The organism is Robinsoniella sp., assembly GCF_034124845.1.
Genome location: NZ_JAWYAJ010000006.1, coordinates 1 through 18,213, shown reverse-complemented (window position 1 = coordinate 18,213; position 18,213 = coordinate 1). Strand labels below are relative to the sequence as shown.

General features: G+C 45.7%; 12 protein-coding genes and 1 pseudogene. 11 read left to right on the top strand and 2 right to left on the bottom strand.

The features are described from left to right. Together ACH2DQ_RS00355 and ACH2DQ_RS00350 are read right to left on the bottom strand one after the other, a co-directional pair. Positions 1–711: response regulator (locus ACH2DQ_RS00355; protein WP_395025031.1), on the bottom strand; the 711-nt coding region annotated here is incomplete at its 3' end. 113 nt (positions 712–824) lie between these two features. Next, the gene (locus ACH2DQ_RS00350) at positions 825–1,676 is read right to left on the bottom strand and encodes a helix-turn-helix domain-containing protein (RefSeq protein ID WP_394915087.1); all 852 of its coding nucleotides are present in this window, start codon (positions 1,674–1,676) and stop codon (positions 825–827) included. Between the two features lie 257 nt (positions 1,677–1,933). Between ACH2DQ_RS00350 and ACH2DQ_RS00345 the strand changes: the two genes are divergently transcribed. From ACH2DQ_RS00345 to ACH2DQ_RS00295, 11 genes and pseudogenes are all read left to right on the top strand, one after another. Beyond that, complete coding sequence (locus tag ACH2DQ_RS00345; RefSeq protein WP_394915088.1) at positions 1,934–3,385, top strand: MATE family efflux transporter; 1,452 nt, start codon at positions 1,934–1,936, stop codon at positions 3,383–3,385. A 136-nt stretch (positions 3,386–3,521) separates the two neighbouring features. Continuing rightward, on the top strand, positions 3,522–4,466 hold the full coding sequence (locus tag ACH2DQ_RS00340) for an ABC transporter permease (protein WP_394915089.1): 945 nt from the start codon (positions 3,522–3,524) through the stop codon (positions 4,464–4,466). 29 nt (positions 4,467–4,495) lie between these two features. Beyond that, positions 4,496–5,365, top strand: a complete 870-nt coding sequence (locus ACH2DQ_RS00335) for a carbohydrate ABC transporter permease (RefSeq protein WP_394915090.1) — start codon at positions 4,496–4,498, stop codon at positions 5,363–5,365. A gap of 57 nt (positions 5,366–5,422) precedes the next feature. Then, positions 5,423–7,132, top strand: a complete 1,710-nt coding sequence (locus tag ACH2DQ_RS00330; RefSeq protein WP_394915091.1) for a hypothetical protein — start codon at positions 5,423–5,425, stop codon at positions 7,130–7,132. Between the two features lie 234 nt (positions 7,133–7,366). After that, positions 7,367–10,483 (top strand): glycosyl hydrolase 2 galactose-binding domain-containing protein, encoded by a 3,117-nt coding sequence (locus tag ACH2DQ_RS00325; protein ID WP_394915092.1) that lies wholly within the window; start codon positions 7,367–7,369, stop codon positions 10,481–10,483. 1 nt (position 10,484) lies between these two features. Further along, positions 10,485–11,567 carry an alpha/beta hydrolase family protein gene (locus tag ACH2DQ_RS00320; RefSeq protein ID WP_394915093.1) on the top strand — a complete coding sequence of 361 codons (1,083 nt, stop codon included), beginning with the start codon at positions 10,485–10,487 and terminating at the stop codon, positions 11,565–11,567. Between the two features lie 52 nt (positions 11,568–11,619). Beyond that, positions 11,620–11,706, top strand: a pseudogene (locus tag ACH2DQ_RS00315) (DUF6783 domain-containing protein); the annotation flags it as partial. A gap of 15 nt (positions 11,707–11,721) precedes the next feature. After that, entirely contained in the window at positions 11,722–12,858 is a 1,137-nt protein-coding gene (locus ACH2DQ_RS00310; protein ID WP_395025014.1) for a glycoside hydrolase N-terminal domain-containing protein, read from the top strand. Then, positions 12,786–14,243: a glycosyl hydrolase family 95 catalytic domain-containing protein gene (locus tag ACH2DQ_RS00305; RefSeq protein WP_395025033.1), complete on the top strand. Its 1,458-nt coding sequence runs from the start codon at positions 12,786–12,788 to the stop codon at positions 14,241–14,243. Before ACH2DQ_RS00310 ends, ACH2DQ_RS00305 begins: the two co-directional genes overlap by 73 nt. A gap of 59 nt (positions 14,244–14,302) precedes the next feature. Further along, positions 14,303–17,017 carry a hypothetical protein gene (locus tag ACH2DQ_RS00300; protein WP_394915095.1) on the top strand — a complete coding sequence of 905 codons (2,715 nt, stop codon included), beginning with the start codon at positions 14,303–14,305 and terminating at the stop codon, positions 17,015–17,017. A gap of 34 nt (positions 17,018–17,051) precedes the next feature. Next, on the top strand, positions 17,052–18,213 hold a 1,162-nt coding region (locus ACH2DQ_RS00295; RefSeq protein WP_395025012.1), incomplete at its 3' end, for an alpha-L-fucosidase.

Sequence of the window (18,213 nt, the reverse complement as noted above, 5' to 3'; positions counted from 1 at the left end):
TGACAACAGGCTGGCAAGGGGAAGTTCCGTGGTGGGATTGCTGATAATACACACCAGGCGTGAAGGTGTCTCAAAATAAAAGTGGCTGATATAGGTTCCCACAAAAAGGGACAGCAGATAGTCAAATAAATGGGACATTTTCTCGGTTGTCTGAGAAATGCCCTCATCAGCAGTAAAGATCAGCACCGTATAATTATTCAAATACAGATTTACGCCAAGCATCTGGGCACGTGTTATAAATTCATCTTCACTGAGAGATCCCTTCACCCAGCTTTCCGTAAAGATACTTCGAAAGGTCAGCATCATGGAGCCGTAAGTATTGGAAAGGGTGGAGCGTTCCTTTAAATGGCTGACAATCCGGCTGATCGATTCGCCCAGTTCATCTGGATTCAAGGGCTTCAACAGATAGTTTTCGGCGCCATGGCGCATAGCAGTCCGGACATATTCAAAGTTATCGTAGGCAGAAAGCACTAGAATAGAGATCAGGGAGTTTATTTTACGCACTCTTTGAATCAATTCCAGCCCATCCATCTGGGGCATGGAGATATCCGTAATCAGCAGATCCACAGGATTATTCTCCAGATATTCCAGAGCATGGAGGGGATTGGTAGTGCTGCAGCATATTTCGAAATTGAAACCGATCCAGTCAATGGCCGTTTTCATACCTTCTATTACAAAAGGTTCATCATCAACGATTAATACCCGATACATAGCAGGGCCTCATTTCTTATCATAAGTTTGGAGCCGCCGTTCGGCAGCTGTTTCTATATTTTATACTAGCGGATTGTTTTGAGAAAGTCAAGACTTGAAGGAAACTTGCTAAATCATCCCTGCTTTCTGGCTTTCCGGTAAGCACGTGGCGAAGCCCCATTCACCCGGTAGAACAAATCTCCAAAATAATTACTGTTTTCAAAACCGCAGCGGGTTGCAATATCGGTAATAGAATCATTTGTGTGGAGAAGCTCATAAGTTGCCTTTTGTATGCGGATCTGCGTCAGGTATTCTTTAAAACCAAAACCGGTAACGGCTTTAAACTTACGTGAAAAGTAGGTAGGATTTAGATTGGCTTCTCTGGCGGCATCTTCCAGTGTAATGGACTGCCAGTAAGACTGGCTGATGAAGAAGGCGGCTTTGCCTATGGCTTCATCCTGCGGTGTTAATTGGGCAGGCTCCTGCGTATGTTTTTCCCGCCGGAGCCTTGTTAGCTGTACCAGCAGTCTGCAGAGGGATTGCGATGTTAACAAGGCGGAAAATTCATCTTTTTGTTCAAACTCCTGAAATAGATGATTGATCGTCTGCATAATTTCTTTATGAAAAAGTTCGGATACATGGATACAGGGGGATCCCAGAAAGTTGTCCCGGATCAGTTCTGGACAGGTATCGGTAAGTGCAGATATGTAGCAGGGATCAAACATGATCACGATTCTTTCGTGAGTGGATACCTGGGAATAGGTAGTGCGGTGGAGGAGTCCCGGGGAGATCAGTGCAAGGTCATGCGGGCACATGGCATGTACAGTATGCTGAATAAAGAATTTCTGTGTCCCCGACAGAAGGTAATATAGTTCATAGCAGTCGTGAGAGTGAGATTCGGGCATACGGAAGCTGCTGTTACGCCTCAGTTGGTTGATAAAAAACAGCGGGGGATCATTTACGGGTTCTTTATGTTCTGGATTCATTTTAAGATTGCCTTTCCTGAATAATAATATGTTCCTGGATTACCTGTGAGGATAAGAAAATGCGTCTCGTCTTACATGTGAGTAAAAAAATGTTAAGAATATTTTCCCGTATTAGAATAACACAAAAAATCTGTAATTCAAGCAGAATTTCACGAAAAACCAGTAGATATCAATAAAATTTTGCGGTAAAATACAGTTCAAGTTACAGTTTAAATTACAGATTCGCGACAAGAGCATGTCAAAAAGGAGCAGACATCATGGATGAGAATAACCCACAGCTATCGGAAAAGGATCAGAAATTCCGGGATTTTACTCTGAACGGGAATATGTGGAAGGTTGTATGGCAGGTGGCATTGCCGCTGTGTGTGTATCAGTGCCTGGGGCAGGTATTTGGAGTGCTGGATACTATGATGGCATCCCATATCAGTTCAAACACCGTATCAGCAGTTGCGTACCTGGCACAGATTAACTCTATTATTTCGGCGGTGGGAGGCGGATTGGCGGTAGGTGCCAGCCTGAAAGTAAGCGAGGCTTACGGTGAGGGAAAGTATGATCTGGTGAAAAAGCGGGTCAGTACCCTGTATGCCATGTGCGGTGTATTGTCTGCAGTGATTCTTCTGCTCATTCCGTTTACAAAGCAGATTCTGACCTTTGCCAAAACGCCGCCGGAACTGATTGCAGAGGGCAATACTTATTTTCAGCTGCAGCTGCTGGCAATGGTTATTATTTTTTTTAACAATGTATTTATCGCCATAGAGCGTGCCAGAGGCGAGACAAAGCTTATAATGAAGATGAATATTATTGTTATTCTGACCAAGACATCTTTGACGGCACTGTTTGTTTATGTGCTAAAGGGCAGCATTGTGACCATGTCCCTGGCAACGATTATTTCCCAGTCAACTTTAATGGTGATCGGGCTGATCAGAATGAACCGGGAAAAGAATGCATTTGGATTTTCCATAGGATTTGTATCATTTAATAGGAGACTGTCGGGACCAATGATTGTACAGTCTGTTCCCCTGATTGTGGAGCGGGCTTTATTTTCCATGGGGAAACTGATGGTAAACTCTATGAGCACACTGTATGGGGTTCTTACGGTAGGGGCACTGGGCGTTTCGAATAACCTGGGAGGTTTTGCTTCTGCACCTCAAAATGGACTGCAGGAAGGCGCAGCGTCTGTGATCAGCCAGAATATCGGTGCAGGGAAATTTGACCGGGCACTGCAGGCATTCTGGAGCGTATTGGTTTATAATCTGATTGCCGGAGCTGTGGCTTATGCCATTGCCATGGGATTCTTGCAGCAGATCAGCAGTATGTTTTCCCAAAACGACCCGGAATTTCAAAGGCTGATTATGAAAATATTCCGGTTTGAGGCTATGGGATTTGTGCCGCTTGGAATTAATGCAGCAGTAATGGCTTTGCTTTATGGGTTGGGAAAAACGAAAATATCCTTACTGATCAGCATAAGCCGGGTCTTTGTGTTCCGGGTTCCCGTCCTGTGGTTGTTACAGAATTTTACGAACCTGGGCAGTGAAAGCGTAGGTATTGTAATGATGGTCAGTAATATTTCAGTTGCATTTATAGCAATCCTGGCAGCGGCAGTTGTCATACCAGCTGCAAAGAAAAAATATTTGGGGGAAAATAAAGAAAAAAGTAAGCGCTTCCAAATATTGGGATTAAAAAATATTAAAAATATGAAAAAAATATAAAAAAAGATGAAATTTGTACAAAAATATTGAATCTATACTATATAAAAAATTCTAAAAATCCCTTATACTTTCCTTAACGACAAAGAACAGACGGGAAACATGCCGTCTTGAAAAAGATAATCGGGAGGGATATAGTATGAGGGCTTCCAGTCAAAAAAATGTAAGCACTTCCAAAAAGACATTAAGAAAGCACATCTATGAATATCGATGGATCTATGCACTTGGGTTACCGGGTTTAATTGTTTTATTCCTGTTTTCCTATCTGCCAATGAGAGGTCTGTTGATGGCATTTCAGGATTACAATCCACACCTAGGTATACTGGGAAGCGAATGGGTAGGAATCAAACATTTCCAGGCACTGTTCCAGGACCCTAAATTTTATAACATGTTAAAAAATACACTGATCATCAGTGGATTAAGTCTTTTGACTTTTCCGGCGCCGATAATACTGGCACTGGTGATGAATGAGGTTCGAAATGCGAAATTTAAGAAAATGGTACAGACTTCGGTATACCTTCCGCATTTCCTCTCCTGGGCAATTGTAGCCAGTTTGACATTTTTCCTGTTGTCTACAGAGCAGGGACTTGTAAACAAGATTGCAAATCTTCTGGGGTATGAATCTACAGCGTATTTATTCAGTACCAAATGGATTTATCTGGTTATTGTAATCCAGTCACTCTGGAAAAGTATCGGATGGGGTTCCATTGTATACCTGGCAGCTATTTCCGGAATTGACCAGTCTCTGTATGAGGCGGCAAAAATGGATGGTGCAAACAAGTTCCAGTGTATGATGAAAATCACATTACCAAGTATTATGCCCACGGTAGCCGTTATGTTAATCCTCAGAATGGGAACAATCATTTCCGTAGATTTTGAACAGGTATTTCTAATGAATAATGCAATGGTAAAATCCAAGCTGGAAGTATTTGAAGTCTACATATATAACAACAGTATTGCCAGTGGAAGTACACAGTACTCTTACACAACTGCAATCGGATTATTTAAATCTGTAATTAATACGACACTTGTGATCTTCACCAACTGGATTACAAACCGCAAAGGTTATGACGGGGTAATGTAAAGATGAGGATGGAAAGGAGAGCGAATAAAATGGGTATGAAAGCCAAAGAAAATATTTATCAGAGCATATTGTGGTTCATTCTGATCATCATTGCAGGTACCATGATTCTGCCATTCCTGTATGTTGTAGTATTATCCTTTACCGATTCCACAGCGTATGTAGCAGGTGAGTTTATGCTATGGCCGAAAAAATGGTCTCTGGCAGCATATAAATTGATTTTATCCGGAACAGGATTTTTAAATTCCCTGAAATCAACAATATTTATAACAGCAGTGGGGGTACCGCTCAGTGTCTTTTTAAATGCAGGACTGGCATATATGTTATCAAAACCCATACCGGGAAAAAGCTTTTTCAATAAATACGTTATGATCACCATGCTGTTTACGGCAGGTATGGTACCAAACTTTATGAACATTAATTCCCTTGGACTGATCGATAACTATTTTGCATGTATCCTTCCGGCTGCATGCGGGGCATGGAGCATCATGGTTATGAGATCGTTCTTCCAGTCATTGCCCATCGAACTGGAAGAGGCAGCAAAGATTGACGGATGCGGGCAGCTTCGAATCTTCGGAACCATTGTAGTTCCCCTGTCCAAAGCAATGCTTGCAACCATGACACTGTTTTCCTTTGTAAGCTACTGGAATACATACTTTAACTCCATTATGTACATGACATCAACAGCGAAGGCATCTCTACAGGTATATGTGCAGAAAGTTGTACTTTCATCCAACATTTCGGACGTACTGGATGTGCAGTCAACCGTTCAGAATGCAGTTCCCCAGGAAGTAATGAGAATGGCGGCGGTAGTTGTTGTCGTGTTACCCGTACTGATCATCTATCCGTTCCTGCAGAAATATTTTGAGACAGGAATGATGGTAGGAGCAGTCAAAGGATAAAAACGCAGAGCGTTTTATATAAAAGTCATATAAAAGATCATATAGGAGGAATAAAATATGAAGAAGAATTTAAAGAAACAGGCAGCTCTTGGGTTGGCAGCAGTGCTGGCAGCATCCGCACTTGCAGGATGCGGAGGATCCGATGGTAAAACTACAGAGGCTTCTAAGACAGAAGGCACACAGGCAGAAGCAGGAACCGGAGAAACAACAGGCGGGGAATCAGCAGGAGGGGAAACCACAGCAACCGGGAATAACGGTGATCGTATGACAATTTCAGTCATGGGAATCGACTGGGGGTACGGACCGCTGGCAAACAGTGAAATGGAACAGTACTGGGAAGATCTGTTTGATGTGAATCTGGAAATTGAATGGGTGAACTACCAGGATTATGATCAGAAAGTAAACACCCTGATTGCGGCAAACAGTATGCCGGATGTAATCCAGGTGAGCAAGCAGGGCAATGGTTCTTACTATTATCCGGTATTTACACAGGCAGTGGATGCAGGATCATTTGTGGATATGACACCTTATTTATTTGACAATGGAAACGGTATTGCCGAGACCAATGCAGTTATGAAAAACTGGGACGAGGCCATGTGGGATCAGGCGAGATATAACGGCGGCATTTACATATTGCCGAGAAGCAAGGCAGAAAGCGGACAGAATTCCGGTATTGAAGTCAGGAAAGACCTGATGGAAAAATATAATTTTACGGAAGAACCAAAGACTATGGACGAGTTAAAGACCTGGCTGATCGACTTATCAAAAGCAGCATCCGAAGGGGAAGGCAAGAAGATTTATGCGCTGGAGTACTTTGATGATGATTTTATGAATGACAGAATCAAAGCATTTGCAGTTGCTTTCACAGGACAGTCCGACTGGTCTGTAAATGAAAACGGCGAATTTGAGTATATGCAGTTTAAAGATGAGTATATTAATTTCCTGAACTGGATGAAAGATTTATACGATGCCGGCGCAATTGATCCTGAATTTGCTTTGGCAAATGCGGATACTTCAAAATGGAAAGCAGGCAATTCCGTAGCATATCTGACAGCATGGTATAACTGGAATCAGTCAGCAGACCTTACCAGTAATAAAATATTTGATGAAAGTACAGGACCGGAATTAAAAGCATGGTGCCTGATGCCGGTTAAGGGTGACAAAGCTTATACGGTAAGCCCGAACTATACGGATATTGACTCCTGTATCGCAATCAGCGCTAAGTGTTCAGAAGAAAAGATCAAGAAGATTATGGAAGTGTTCAATGCAACGGAAGAGACATATCCGGGTTATGATTCCGTAATGATGGATGGCGTTCAGGATATCCACTATACCTTAAAAGAAGATGGAACAAAGAATACAGATGATGAAGTATTTAAGAAGAAAAGACAGGATGGCTATGTAGGTGCATGGAATCAGATCTTCCTGAAAAAAGATGCTGACCAGGTCACAGATAAGTTTATGAAAGACGGTACCAAGAGAGCATCCGATGAAAATATTGCCAAAGTAAAAGAGATTAAAGACTTTGTATACAGTGATTTAAAAGAAACCGGAATGAAAAATGCTATCAGCAACCTGCAGTCAACGACTTACAATAACAACTGGAACGTGTTGACAGATGATGTAAATACCCTGTGTGCACAGTATATTATGGGACAGATCGGGGAAACAGAGTGGAAAACGTTTGTAGAGGGTATCGTAGATTCTCCAGACTACAAAGCAATCCAGCAGGAATTTAAAGACGCAGCTGCAGAAGCGGCAAAATAATAGAAAGAGGTACTGCAGATCAGAGCCTGTTTGAAAATTCATACTGACCTCTGCACACCGCACTTCACGGGGAGTTTGTACCGAAAATAGTCAGTGTAGCCACTACACCACCTGTTTTTGGAACAGATTCCCTATAAAGTGCACGAGTGCCGGCGGGCGCAAATACGCCGGGAGGCACTGGTCAGTTAGAAATTTGAAACGTGCTCCTTGCTGCAGGATGCATGGGTGGAAAATATGGCTAATCAGGATTTTTTTCATGAGATTGCAATGACAAAGCATCCAATTGGGACTACAGATCAGGAAGTACAGCCTTTGCGGGTATCGGATATCTGGTTTACAGAAGAAGACTGCCATCAGCATAAGATTTCCTGGGAGAGGGAATTGACGTTTGAAGAACAGCGTGAGAAATTTGCGCGGGATTTAGAGAAACTGAGAAATAGCTGCCGTCCTTTCATGCAAAATTATCTGCCCCGGATCAGTACAGGGAAAGAATGCATGGATTTGCAGGAATTTGATTTCCGTTACCGGGAAAAAGGAGAAGTATTTACAGAACGTGGAGATAGCCGAAAGGTGTGGGAAAAGGTAACTATACCGGATTACCGGGGACCTGCACTGGAAGATGGAAAGTGGAGCGGATATTACAGATGTTTTTATAAAAATACATGGTCAGAAGAGCTCATTCAGAATCGGAAAAGAGCTGTTCTGTATTTTCAGTGCGTGGATTATATCGCGGAAATATATCTGAATGGCAATTATGTAGGCAGCCACGAGGGATTTTTTGCTCCGTTTTCTTTTGATGTTACAGATTACTTACAAGAAGAAAATGAGCTGGTTATCCTGTGCAGGAATGATGTACCGATACTTGGTGTGGGTCCGGTCCTGGATGGAGATAAAATCTATGCAGCTACGGGACCAGGCTGGGATGATCCCGATGTGGGATGGCACCATTGCCCTGCCGGAGCAGGAGTTTTTGGCAGGGTGAGCCTGGAGCTTCGCCCGGAAGTATACCTGGATGATATTTTTGTCAGACCGGATATTGATAAAGGTTTGGTGGAATTACGACTGGGGGTCATAAATTATACAGATGAGGTGAAGGAAGGTTATGACCTGGACTTAGAACTTCTGCCCAGGAATTACCAGGGCCAGAAGATTGGGGATATCCACACCAGGATTTCATACGTGGGACCTGGAAAGAATGAATACCGCTACTTTATACCGGTATCGGATTACAGGCTTTGGGAACCGGATACTCCCTGGCTGTATGGTGCACAGGCGGACCTTGGAAAAGACGGTAAATTTATTTCCGGTAAAAGCCAGAACTTTGGAATGAAAAAATTCGTCAGCGATGAGACATCGATTCCAAAAGGAAAGTTTTATCTCAACAACCGTCCCATTGTGCTTCGCGGTGCCAATGAGATGGGACATCTTCAGCAGTGCGTGATGAAGGGGGATTTTGACCAGCTGGTGGATGATATTCTGATTGCGAAAATGTGCAATATGAATTATTACCGTGTTACCCAGCGTCCGGTGCAGGAAGAGATCTATGATTACTTTGATATGCTGGGAATGATGCACCAGTGTGATCTGCCGCTCTTTGGGTTCCTTCGACGGCCGCAATTTGCAGAAGCAGTGAAGCAGGTACAGGAAATGGAACATCTGGTAAGAAAGCATGTATCTACGGTGATGGTTACTTTTATAAATGAACCCATGTGCATAAGGCGTACGGAAAATCCTGGGGATAAATATTCCAAACGCTATGAAGCAAAAGGGCACCGCCATCTGTTAAGGGATGAACTGGAGGCATTTTTCGCGGCTGCCAGAAAGGCAGTCTATGTGGAAAATCCTGACCGAGTGATTAAAAATGTGGAGGGGGACTATGATGGACCTACGGCAGAAGGAATGCCGGATTTCCACTGTTACACCATGTGGTACACCAATCATGGAGAACCAATTGGCCGTCTGATGAAAGGGTATCTCCCGCCTGTCAAAGAAGGCTGGATGATGGGATGCGGGGAATATGGTGCCGAAGGGCTGGATCCGGAGGAAATTATGCAAAGCTTTTATCCAAAAGAGTGGCTGGAAACTCAGCCAGACGGTTCCTGGTATCCGGATAAAATCGCCCGTGCACAAACCCATTCGGTACAGGGTGACTGGTATGAGGAGCAGAATAATATGGCTGACTGGGTAAGGGAAAGCCAGATTCATCAGGCGAAAGCCACCAAACTCCTGACCGATGCCTACCGGAGAAGAGGAGATATTATTAATCATACGGCGATACATCTGCTCATCGATGCATGGCCAGCGGGGTGGATGAAAACCCTGACCGACTGCAGGCGTCAGCCGAAAAGAGCGTATTTTGCTTATCAGGAATCCCTGCAGCCGCTCCGGGTGAACCTCTATACCGGACGGAACACAGCCTATCTGGATGAGCAGGTGGATGTAGAGGCGTGGCTGTTAAATGATACAGGTCATGACAACGTTCTGACAATTCGCGTGGAAGTATTTGCCGGTGAGGATACAGAGCCCTTTGCGGCATATGAAATAGAGGATACGGCACTGGCGGCAAATGCCATATGTGCGGGCAAGATTCCGTTAACATTTGAGAAAATGCCGGAATTTAACAGCAGGAGCCAAGCAGTGCAGGTAAGGGCGGCTATCCTAGATGAAGAAGGGAATGTCCGGAATACAGAAACCATTTCGCTACAGGTGTATAAGAGTTTGAAACAAAAATCGTTGCAAACTTCCGATAGGTGCAGTACCACAGACCCGTCTGCGGTATGCAGCGGTATCAGTATGAAATATTCGCAAAAGGTCAGGGCAATCGGTGATGAAGCCCAGAAAATTTGTAAAACACTGGGATTCACAGCGATAGAAAAGGCAGATATTTTAGTGGTCAGTGATTTAGGATCTGACAGCATTACAGCGGCAGAAGAACATACACGGGCAGGGGGACGTACCATTTTGCTGATGCCGGAAGAAAAAGTGACGATACAGATGGGAGAAGAAGAGATATCCACCCGGGGATGCGGGGAGCTGTTCTTTGCAGCAGCCAAAGAGGGTTTTAAAGAATATCCTGTTTCCATGATCTATAACCAGGAAAAGGGCTATATAGATGCTACGGGTTCTTACACCATTCAGACAGCGCTGCCGGGTGAGGCACTGATATATACATATGACAAGCAGGGACTGGACAAAAGCTGCGGGGCAAAGCCGCACCTTCCTTTTGTAAAAAGCTGTCCGCTGGGAGAAGGGGAGCTGCTGGTGATAAGCCTCTCCAGATCCGGAAGAATCGGATGCAATCCGGGGCTGGATGAACTGTTTGGACATTTGATTTTGAAAGGCGGAAGATGAGATGGGATTGCTGGAAGAGGAATTAAAAAAACGTAGTCTTCCACAGATATTGAAAAGCAAGAACAACGGTACCGTTCAGGATATAAGCAGCTGGATTTCCAGACGGGAAGAAATTAAAAGTCTGCTGTGCAGTGAATTCTGTGGCCGCTTCCCCGGAATTGCATACAAGACAGAGGGCAGACAGGTTTTAATGGAAGAAGATGCCTATGGAGGCAAGGCAGTAGTGAAGACGATTAGCCTTGGAATCCTATCGGATTATTCGTATGCATCCTTTCCCTACCGCCTGATGCTTCCTAAAGATGCAAAGCAGCCTCCCCTATTTATCTATCTGGCATTTACACCGGAGATTGCAGACGGCATCGGTGAAGAGATCCTGGATGCAGGCTATGGAGTAGCCAGTGTTTATTACCAGGACATTACTGCCGATTGCTATGATGAGCATCAGAGCGGACTTGGGAGGTTTTGTACCAGAAATCGTTTTGACAGCTGGGGCAAAGTAGCAATGTGGGCGTGGGGCGCCGGCAGAATCCTGGATGATATCTTAAAAAGGGAAGAGGCAGATGCAGGCAGAATTGCAATAATGGGTCATTCCCGGCTGGGCAAAGCCGCTTTGCTGGCAGGCGCTTTTGATGAGCGTTTTTCCCTGACGGCTGCCAATGAATCTGGAGCAGGCGGTGCCGCTCTGTTTCGTGGGAAGACAGGAGAGCAGATAGAAAATCTCTACGGGATGGGGTCCAGACTCTGGTTTGATGGAAATTTTTATAACTACCGGAAGGATTTGTCCCGGATGCCCTTTGATCAGCACTTTCTCCTTTCGCTCATAGCACCCCGTCATCTGTATGTATCCAGTGCGGATAGAGATGACTGGGCAGATCCAGGATCCGAATTCCTGTCCTGTGTGGAAAGTTCAAAGGTCTGGAATCTGTATGGAGAAGAGGGCTTAATTTCACCGGATCATTTTCCCGAAGCAGGGGCATGTTATCAGGAAGGGAGAATCGGATACCATTTGCGGCCGGGTACACATTATCTCAGCCGGGATGACTGGAGGCAGGTTATTGCATACCGGAATCGGCATGGTGTGTGATCAAACGCTGGAGCTTCCATTTGGCGACTGCCGCGGGGTTTTTGACTGATACATACCGCAGACCTGCCTAGAGCGTATTTGGACCGCAAAGTGGGGCGTGCAGATGGCGGGAATCATTTTTGAAACACGCTCTGAGGTAAGCAGGAGGATAAAGATGAAGAGATATGAAATATATATGAATAAGCCTGCCAGAAAGTGGGACGATGGACTTCCCCTTGGAAATGGATGCTTAGGCGCAATGGTGCTTGGAAGACTGAAAGAAGAAACCATATTTATAAATGAAGAGACACTGTGCTATGGACCGGCAAGAGAACGGGAAAATCCGGATGCACTTAAGCATCTGGGAGAAATTCGGGAACTTTTACTGGAAGGTAAAGTAGAAAAAGCCGCATTTCTGGCAAAGATGGCACTGACGTCAACCCCTAAATACAATAATCCCTATCAGCCGGTGGGTGACTTAAGGCTTTGCTTTTTAAACCATTCCGGCAGAGAAAGAGAATACGAAGCCCGGCTCTGTCTGGACGAAGCAATTGCCCGCCTTCATTATGAACTGGATGAAACACGGTATGAGAGGGAACATTTTATCAGCGAAGCTTACCAGGTGCTTGCCGTACGGATACGGGCGAAGGGAAAGCATAAAATAACCATGAGTGCCAATATCAGCCGCAAGCCTTTCGAGGAATTTACAGGAGTACTGGTGCCGCCCGGCGCAGATACGCCACTATATAGCACCCGATATCTGCGCCAGCTGCACGTCTGTAAATCTAGTCGCAGCCCCACTGCGCCGTCGATTCACAGACGCACACCTGACACAGATAGCAGGCACTATATACCGACGTATTTACGCCGGGAGGCACTGGTGCCGCCTGACACAGATAGCAGGCACTATACTTCGACGCATTTACGCAGGGAGGCGGTGCCATCAGCTACAGCAGGAAACTGGGGTGAGAATGGCGTGGGTGGAATGCATTACCTCAGTGGTGTGCGCATTGCATCAGAACGTGCCAAAATAATGGGTGATGCGGTATATCTGGAAGATGCTGAAGAGGCAGTGGTGTATCTGGCGGCGGGTACGGATTACCTGGATTGTCTGAATGGAAATAGAAAAGACAGTAAAGAGGCCTATGAGGATCTGTGCCGGGTAATCAGCGAGAGGCTGGATGCGGCGGAGGCTGCAGGGTATGAAGAGATCCGCCGGAGACACTTAGAAGACATCGGCTGCTATACGGGAATTTCAGTCTGGATTTATACGGAACCGGGAAAGAAAAAACCACAACTGCTGAACTGCTAAATGCTTTCCGCCAGGGAGACAGCTCCGGGGAAAATTATCTGACGGAACTGCTGGTACACTTTGCCAGGTATCTGATGATTGCCTCTTCCCATAATTGTCTGCTGCCTGCCAATCTGCAGGGCTTGTGGAATGGTTCTTATGAACCGCCGTGGCAGTGCCAGTATACCATCAATATTAATACGCAGATGAACTACTGGTTTACGGAAAAAGCAAATTTGTCTCAGTGCCATCTGCCGGTTCTGAACCTGGTGAAGCTGCTTGCAGAAAATGGCAGAGCGACGGCGCGGAAACTATATGGTGCAAGAGGATTCTGCGCACATCACAATACAAATGTATGGGGATGCACGGCACCGGAAGGAATCTTCGATGCCTCCCCCTGCTGGGTGATGGGAGGCGCATGGATGTGCCTGCATCTGTATGAACATTATATCTATACCGAGGATCTGGGGTTTTTACGGGAAGCATTTCCAATCATGAGAGAGGCACTGCGTTTTTTTGAAGATTATCTGTATGAACTGCCCAATGGTCTTCTGGTCACCGGACCTGTTGTATCACCGGAAAATACCTATCGGTCATCCATAGGTGAAACCGGAGCACTGACAATGGGCACGGCGATGGACAGCGCTGTATTGCGGCAGCTGGCAAAGTCCTGCCTGGACAGCATGCATGTACTGGATATACAGAATGAAGAGGATGAAAATATACTAAAAAATATGCTGGATAGGCTGCCTCCTTTGATGATCGGGGAGGATGGAAGACTGCTTGAGTGGATGGAAGACTATGAGGAAATAGAACCGGGACACCGGCATATCTCTCATTTATATGCGCTGCATCCGGGAAATGAGATAACGCCTGAGGCAAAAGACTATTTCGAAGCGGCGAAGAAGACCCTGCGGACCAGACTTTCCCATGGCGGCGGCCACACAGGATGGAGCCGTGCATGGCTGGGGTGCTTTGCAGCGAGACTTTGGGACGGCGAAGCGCTGAGAGGACACGTGGGGCAGCTTCTGAAAAAATGTATTCAGGACAACCTGCTGGACGTGCATCCGCCATTTCAGATTGATGGAAACTTTGGGATTGCAGAAGCAATTCTGGAAGGGATTGTGCAGTGCCGGACGCAAAAAGTGATCCTGCTTCCGGCACTGCCAGAGGAATGGAAGGATGGCAGTCTGAAGGGGTACATCCTGCAAGGAAATACAAGATTTGATATGGACTGGGAAAATGGAAAGCCTGTAAGGCTGTCTTTAACTCCGCTGGTGTCAAAAAGCAATATTCAAACAAGCAATAAGACTTATCAACTGACCTGGAAGACAGAGGTAAGAGAAGTAGTCTGCAGAGCAGGAGAGACAATAGAACTGAAATGGTGCCACCCGCACTGGGATTAGTGCCGCTATATACCGGCGTATTGACGCCGGGCAGCACTAGTAATGAGATGGAGGATGAAATGGAAAAAATAACAATACTGCAAAACAGCACAAAAAATGAAAGAATCAGCTTTGGCATACAGAGGATTTCTCAGGCATTGTCAGATGCCGGATATGAAGTAGTATATGCAGAGCTCCCCCAGTCACCGGCAGAATACCGGTATATAAAAGGAAAAAAGGTTTACGTTTCCGTGTTGGCAGAAGATGCTTTTCTGCAGTGGATGGAAGAAAATGAATTATTAATTTTCCACACCCGCCAGCCGGAAGGTGAGGGATTTTATATAGAGACCTGTCCCGCAGAATTGACTGTTATCTGCGGCGGCACAGATACCGGAGCCTTATACGGCTGTATGGAATTAAAAGAGAGAATCGAAAGAGACGGGGAATATCCAACCGAGATCACCTTTGGCGACGCCCCTGTATTTAAACTGAGAGGTCCGGCGGTAGGGCTGCAAAAGACCAAGATCGAACCCCCAAGGCTGGCCTATGAGTATCCCATTACCCCGGAGCGTTTCCCATGGTTTTATGATAAAGAGATGTGGACAAAGTTTCTGGACATGCTCTTATCCATGCGGTGTAATGTGCTCTATATCTGGAGTGGGCACCCCTTTTCATCCCTGGTAAAAGTTCCGGATTATCCGGAGGCACTGGAGGTAACGGAAGAAGAATTTGAGTTAAACCGTGAGGTATTCGGATGGCTCACAAAGGAGTGTGACCGCAGAGGCATCTGGGTAGTATTGAAATTCTACAACATTCATATTCCCCTGCCATTTGCACGGAAGCACGGTCTGGAACTGCTGCAAAGTAAAATCACCCCACTGGTGGCAGACTACACGGGAAAAACGATTAAGGAGTTCATTAAATCCTTTCCCCATATTGGGCTTATGGTATGTCTGGGAGAAGCTTTGCGGGGAACGCAGAATAAGACAGACTGGTTCATTGACACCATCATACCTGCCGTAAAAGAAGGCGCAGAAGAAGCAGGGCTTTCAGAAGAACCGCCGGTTATTCTCCGGGGGCATGACTGCGATCCCATTGGTGCCATGGAAGAGGCAAAGAAAAAGTATTCCAATCTCTATACGATGTGGAAGTATAACGGGGAAAGCCTGACCACCTATTATCCAAAGGGAAAATGGCAGGATATTCATCAGTCATTAAGCGGATTGGGCACGACACATATTATGAATATACATATCCTGGCGGATCTGGAGCCGTTCCAGTTCAATGCACCGCTGTATATCCAGAAATGTGTTCAGGCAGGACAGCACCGGTTTGGCTGTAACGGACTTCATTTATATCCGCTGTTTTACTGGGACTGGCCATATGCACCGGATAAGGTATCCCCAAGACTTTTGCAGATGGACCGGGATTATATCTGGTTTGCAGCATGGTTCCGTTATGCCTGGAATCCAAACAGGGAAGAAAATACAGAGATGGAACACTGGGTAAATGTATTTGCGAAGCACTACCGGGTATCGCCGGAATCAGCAAGAAAGCTGTTGATTTCCCAGGAAAATGCCGCACAATGTGCACCGAAAATTCTGGGAAGAGTCGGGATAACAGAAGGAAACCGGCAGACCATGAGCCTTGGCATGACCATGAGCCAGTTTACCAATGTCAACCGTTACCGTCCCAATAAGGAGCTGTGGAATTCCGTAGCCCGAAAAGGCGAGCAGCCGGATGATTATATACAAAAAGAGCTGGCTGGAGAGGCACATATCGGTGAGACACCGTATGATATGATTTCTGAAGTCAGCGCCCATGCCCAAAAGGCACTGCGTCTGATGGAAGAGGTGATGCGGGCGGAGGGTGAAGAAAATCAAGAACTGAAACGCCTGTATACGGATGCGGCAGCTGTCTATGAAATGAGCATTTCCTATTGTAAAAAGTTAGAGGGTGCCATGGAGATCCTGAAATATAAATATACTATGGATAAAAATTGCAGCGGTGATGTGGCGCTTCTGGAGAAAGCAGCAGAATTGATGGAAGCTTCGCTTCATGAATTCCGGAATCTGGCAAAGCTTACGGAGAACACCTACCTTTATGCCAACAGCATGCAGACTCCCCAGCGAAAGATACCGTTCCCAAATGGGGAAACCTATGGACACTGGACAGAATGTCTCCCGGAATATGAAAAGGAATATGAGAACTTCAGGAAACATCTTGCAGAATTAAAACAGGGTATCCTGCCAAAGGATCATGGGGAAGAAGTAACAGCAGATGCCCTGGAACCGGCACCATTTACGCTGTTAGGAGATCAGAGCTGTGAGACCTATGATTTGAAAAAGGGCAGCAGTGTATTTTCCGACTGTTCCTGCAAAGTAATCAATCTGGCACCGGAACTTAAAAAGCTGCAGGCAGTGCGTATGGGGCTGGGAGCGGCGATTGAAGAAGGAGTAACCGTAAAAATAGAGCTTGCTCAGGATTCGTATGTGCTGATAGGATACATGAATGCCAAGGGCGTAGAGTGGCTGCAGCTGCCGGACCTTGAAACAAACACCCATGCAGATGACCGTGGAGGGCTGACCGTTATCTATGCAAATGCCATTAAGGCAGAAGCATGCCCGCCCATTAACATCCATGCATACAAGTATGAAAAAGGTGTCCATGAGATTTATTTTGGAACCGGAGCTTTTATGATTGCCGGAGTAGTGGCTGCAAATATAGCACTGAAACCCAGAAATGCCAATCTGGGCGGCGAGGGTCTGGACACTCTGGACTGGCTGTACGAATAAAAGTGTGTGTAATAAAACGCTGGGAGGAATAAAAATGGCTGCAAAAACACCAAGAGAGATGACGGGCGCAGAACTGCGCTCTATGCTGAAAAGCAGTATAAATTTAAAGAGTTTAGGGGGCGTAAAATGCCCGGAACTGAAATTGCCGCCGGAAGATTTACAATGGTGGCGGGATGCAAAAATAGGGATGTTTGTACACTGGGGCCTTTATTCGATTCTGGGAAGAGGCGAGTGGGCAAGATTTAACGAGCAGATACCAAAGGAGGAATATGAGGGGCTGGCACAGGAATTCAATCCGGAGAATTTCTCCATGACTGAGTGGACAGATCTGGCGAAGGACTTTGGCGCTAAGTATATGGTAATGGTCACCAGGCACCATGATGGATTCGCACTCTGGGACAGTCCGGCGAGTTATGAAGGATTTACCAGTTACAATACCGGATCGAAAAGAGACTTTGTAAAAGAATACACAGATGCTGCAAGAGAAGCGGGTCTTCGGGTTGGACTGTATTATTCCCCCATGGACTGGAGATTCCCGGGATATTTCGACCCGGAAGGGCTGCCGGATAATGCGAAGCTGATGAAAGACCAGTGTTACGGACAGGTGGAGGAACTTTGCAGCAAATACGGACCTGTTGATATTATGTGGTACGATGGGGGATGGCTTGCACACAAAGGCAGTGATACCTCCAGCGCCTGGTTCTGGGAGCCGGTAAATTTAAATAAAGCAGTCCGAAAATATAACCCGAAAACGCTGTTAAATCCCCGCTCCGGGTACGAAGGAGATTTTTACTGCGATGAAGGTTCCCACGAGATCAGCGGTAAAATCATGCCCGTGCCATGGGAGAAAAATATGTGTGTCTGCAGCGGCTGTTCCTGGGGCTGGATGGAAGATGATCCGGTATCCGATTTTAATTGGCTGATTAAAATGCTGGTAGATGTGATCTGCAGGGATGGAAATCTGCTTCTGAATGTAGGACCGGATAAAAATGGAAAGCTTTCTGATGAGGTGAAAACCAGAATGAGAGAAATAGGAACCTGGTTAAAGGAAAATGGCGAGGCTGTCTACGGTACCCGGGGCGGTCCTGTAGAACCGGTAGATAACGTATACGGAACTACAAGCAAAGGAAATAAAATTTATGTACATGTGCTGGATACAAAGGCATTTGCAAAGGAACAGATTCCGTTACAGGACT

Excerpts from the sequence above, each read along its gene's own strand:
- ACH2DQ_RS00300 (WP_394915095.1), top strand. The coding sequence starts at position 14,303 with ATGGAAAAAATAACAATACTGCAAAACAGCACAAAAAATGAAAGAATC.
- ACH2DQ_RS00335 (WP_394915090.1), top strand. The coding sequence starts at position 4,496 with ATGGGTATGAAAGCCAAAGAAAATATTTATCAGAGCATATTGTGGTTC.
- ACH2DQ_RS00310 (WP_395025014.1), top strand. The coding sequence starts at position 11,722 with ATGAAGAGATATGAAATATATATGAATAAGCCTGCCAGAAAGTGGGAC.
- ACH2DQ_RS00345 (WP_394915088.1), top strand. The coding sequence starts at position 1,934 with ATGGATGAGAATAACCCACAGCTATCGGAAAAGGATCAGAAATTCCGG.
- ACH2DQ_RS00325 (WP_394915092.1), top strand. The coding sequence starts at position 7,367 with ATGGCTAATCAGGATTTTTTTCATGAGATTGCAATGACAAAGCATCCA.
- ACH2DQ_RS00340 (WP_394915089.1), top strand. The coding sequence starts at position 3,522 with ATGAGGGCTTCCAGTCAAAAAAATGTAAGCACTTCCAAAAAGACATTA.
- ACH2DQ_RS00330 (WP_394915091.1), top strand. The coding sequence starts at position 5,423 with ATGAAGAAGAATTTAAAGAAACAGGCAGCTCTTGGGTTGGCAGCAGTG.
- ACH2DQ_RS00350 (WP_394915087.1), bottom strand. The coding sequence starts at position 1,676 with ATGAATCCAGAACATAAAGAACCCGTAAATGATCCCCCGCTGTTTTTT.
- ACH2DQ_RS00320 (WP_394915093.1), top strand. The coding sequence starts at position 10,485 with ATGGGATTGCTGGAAGAGGAATTAAAAAAACGTAGTCTTCCACAGATA.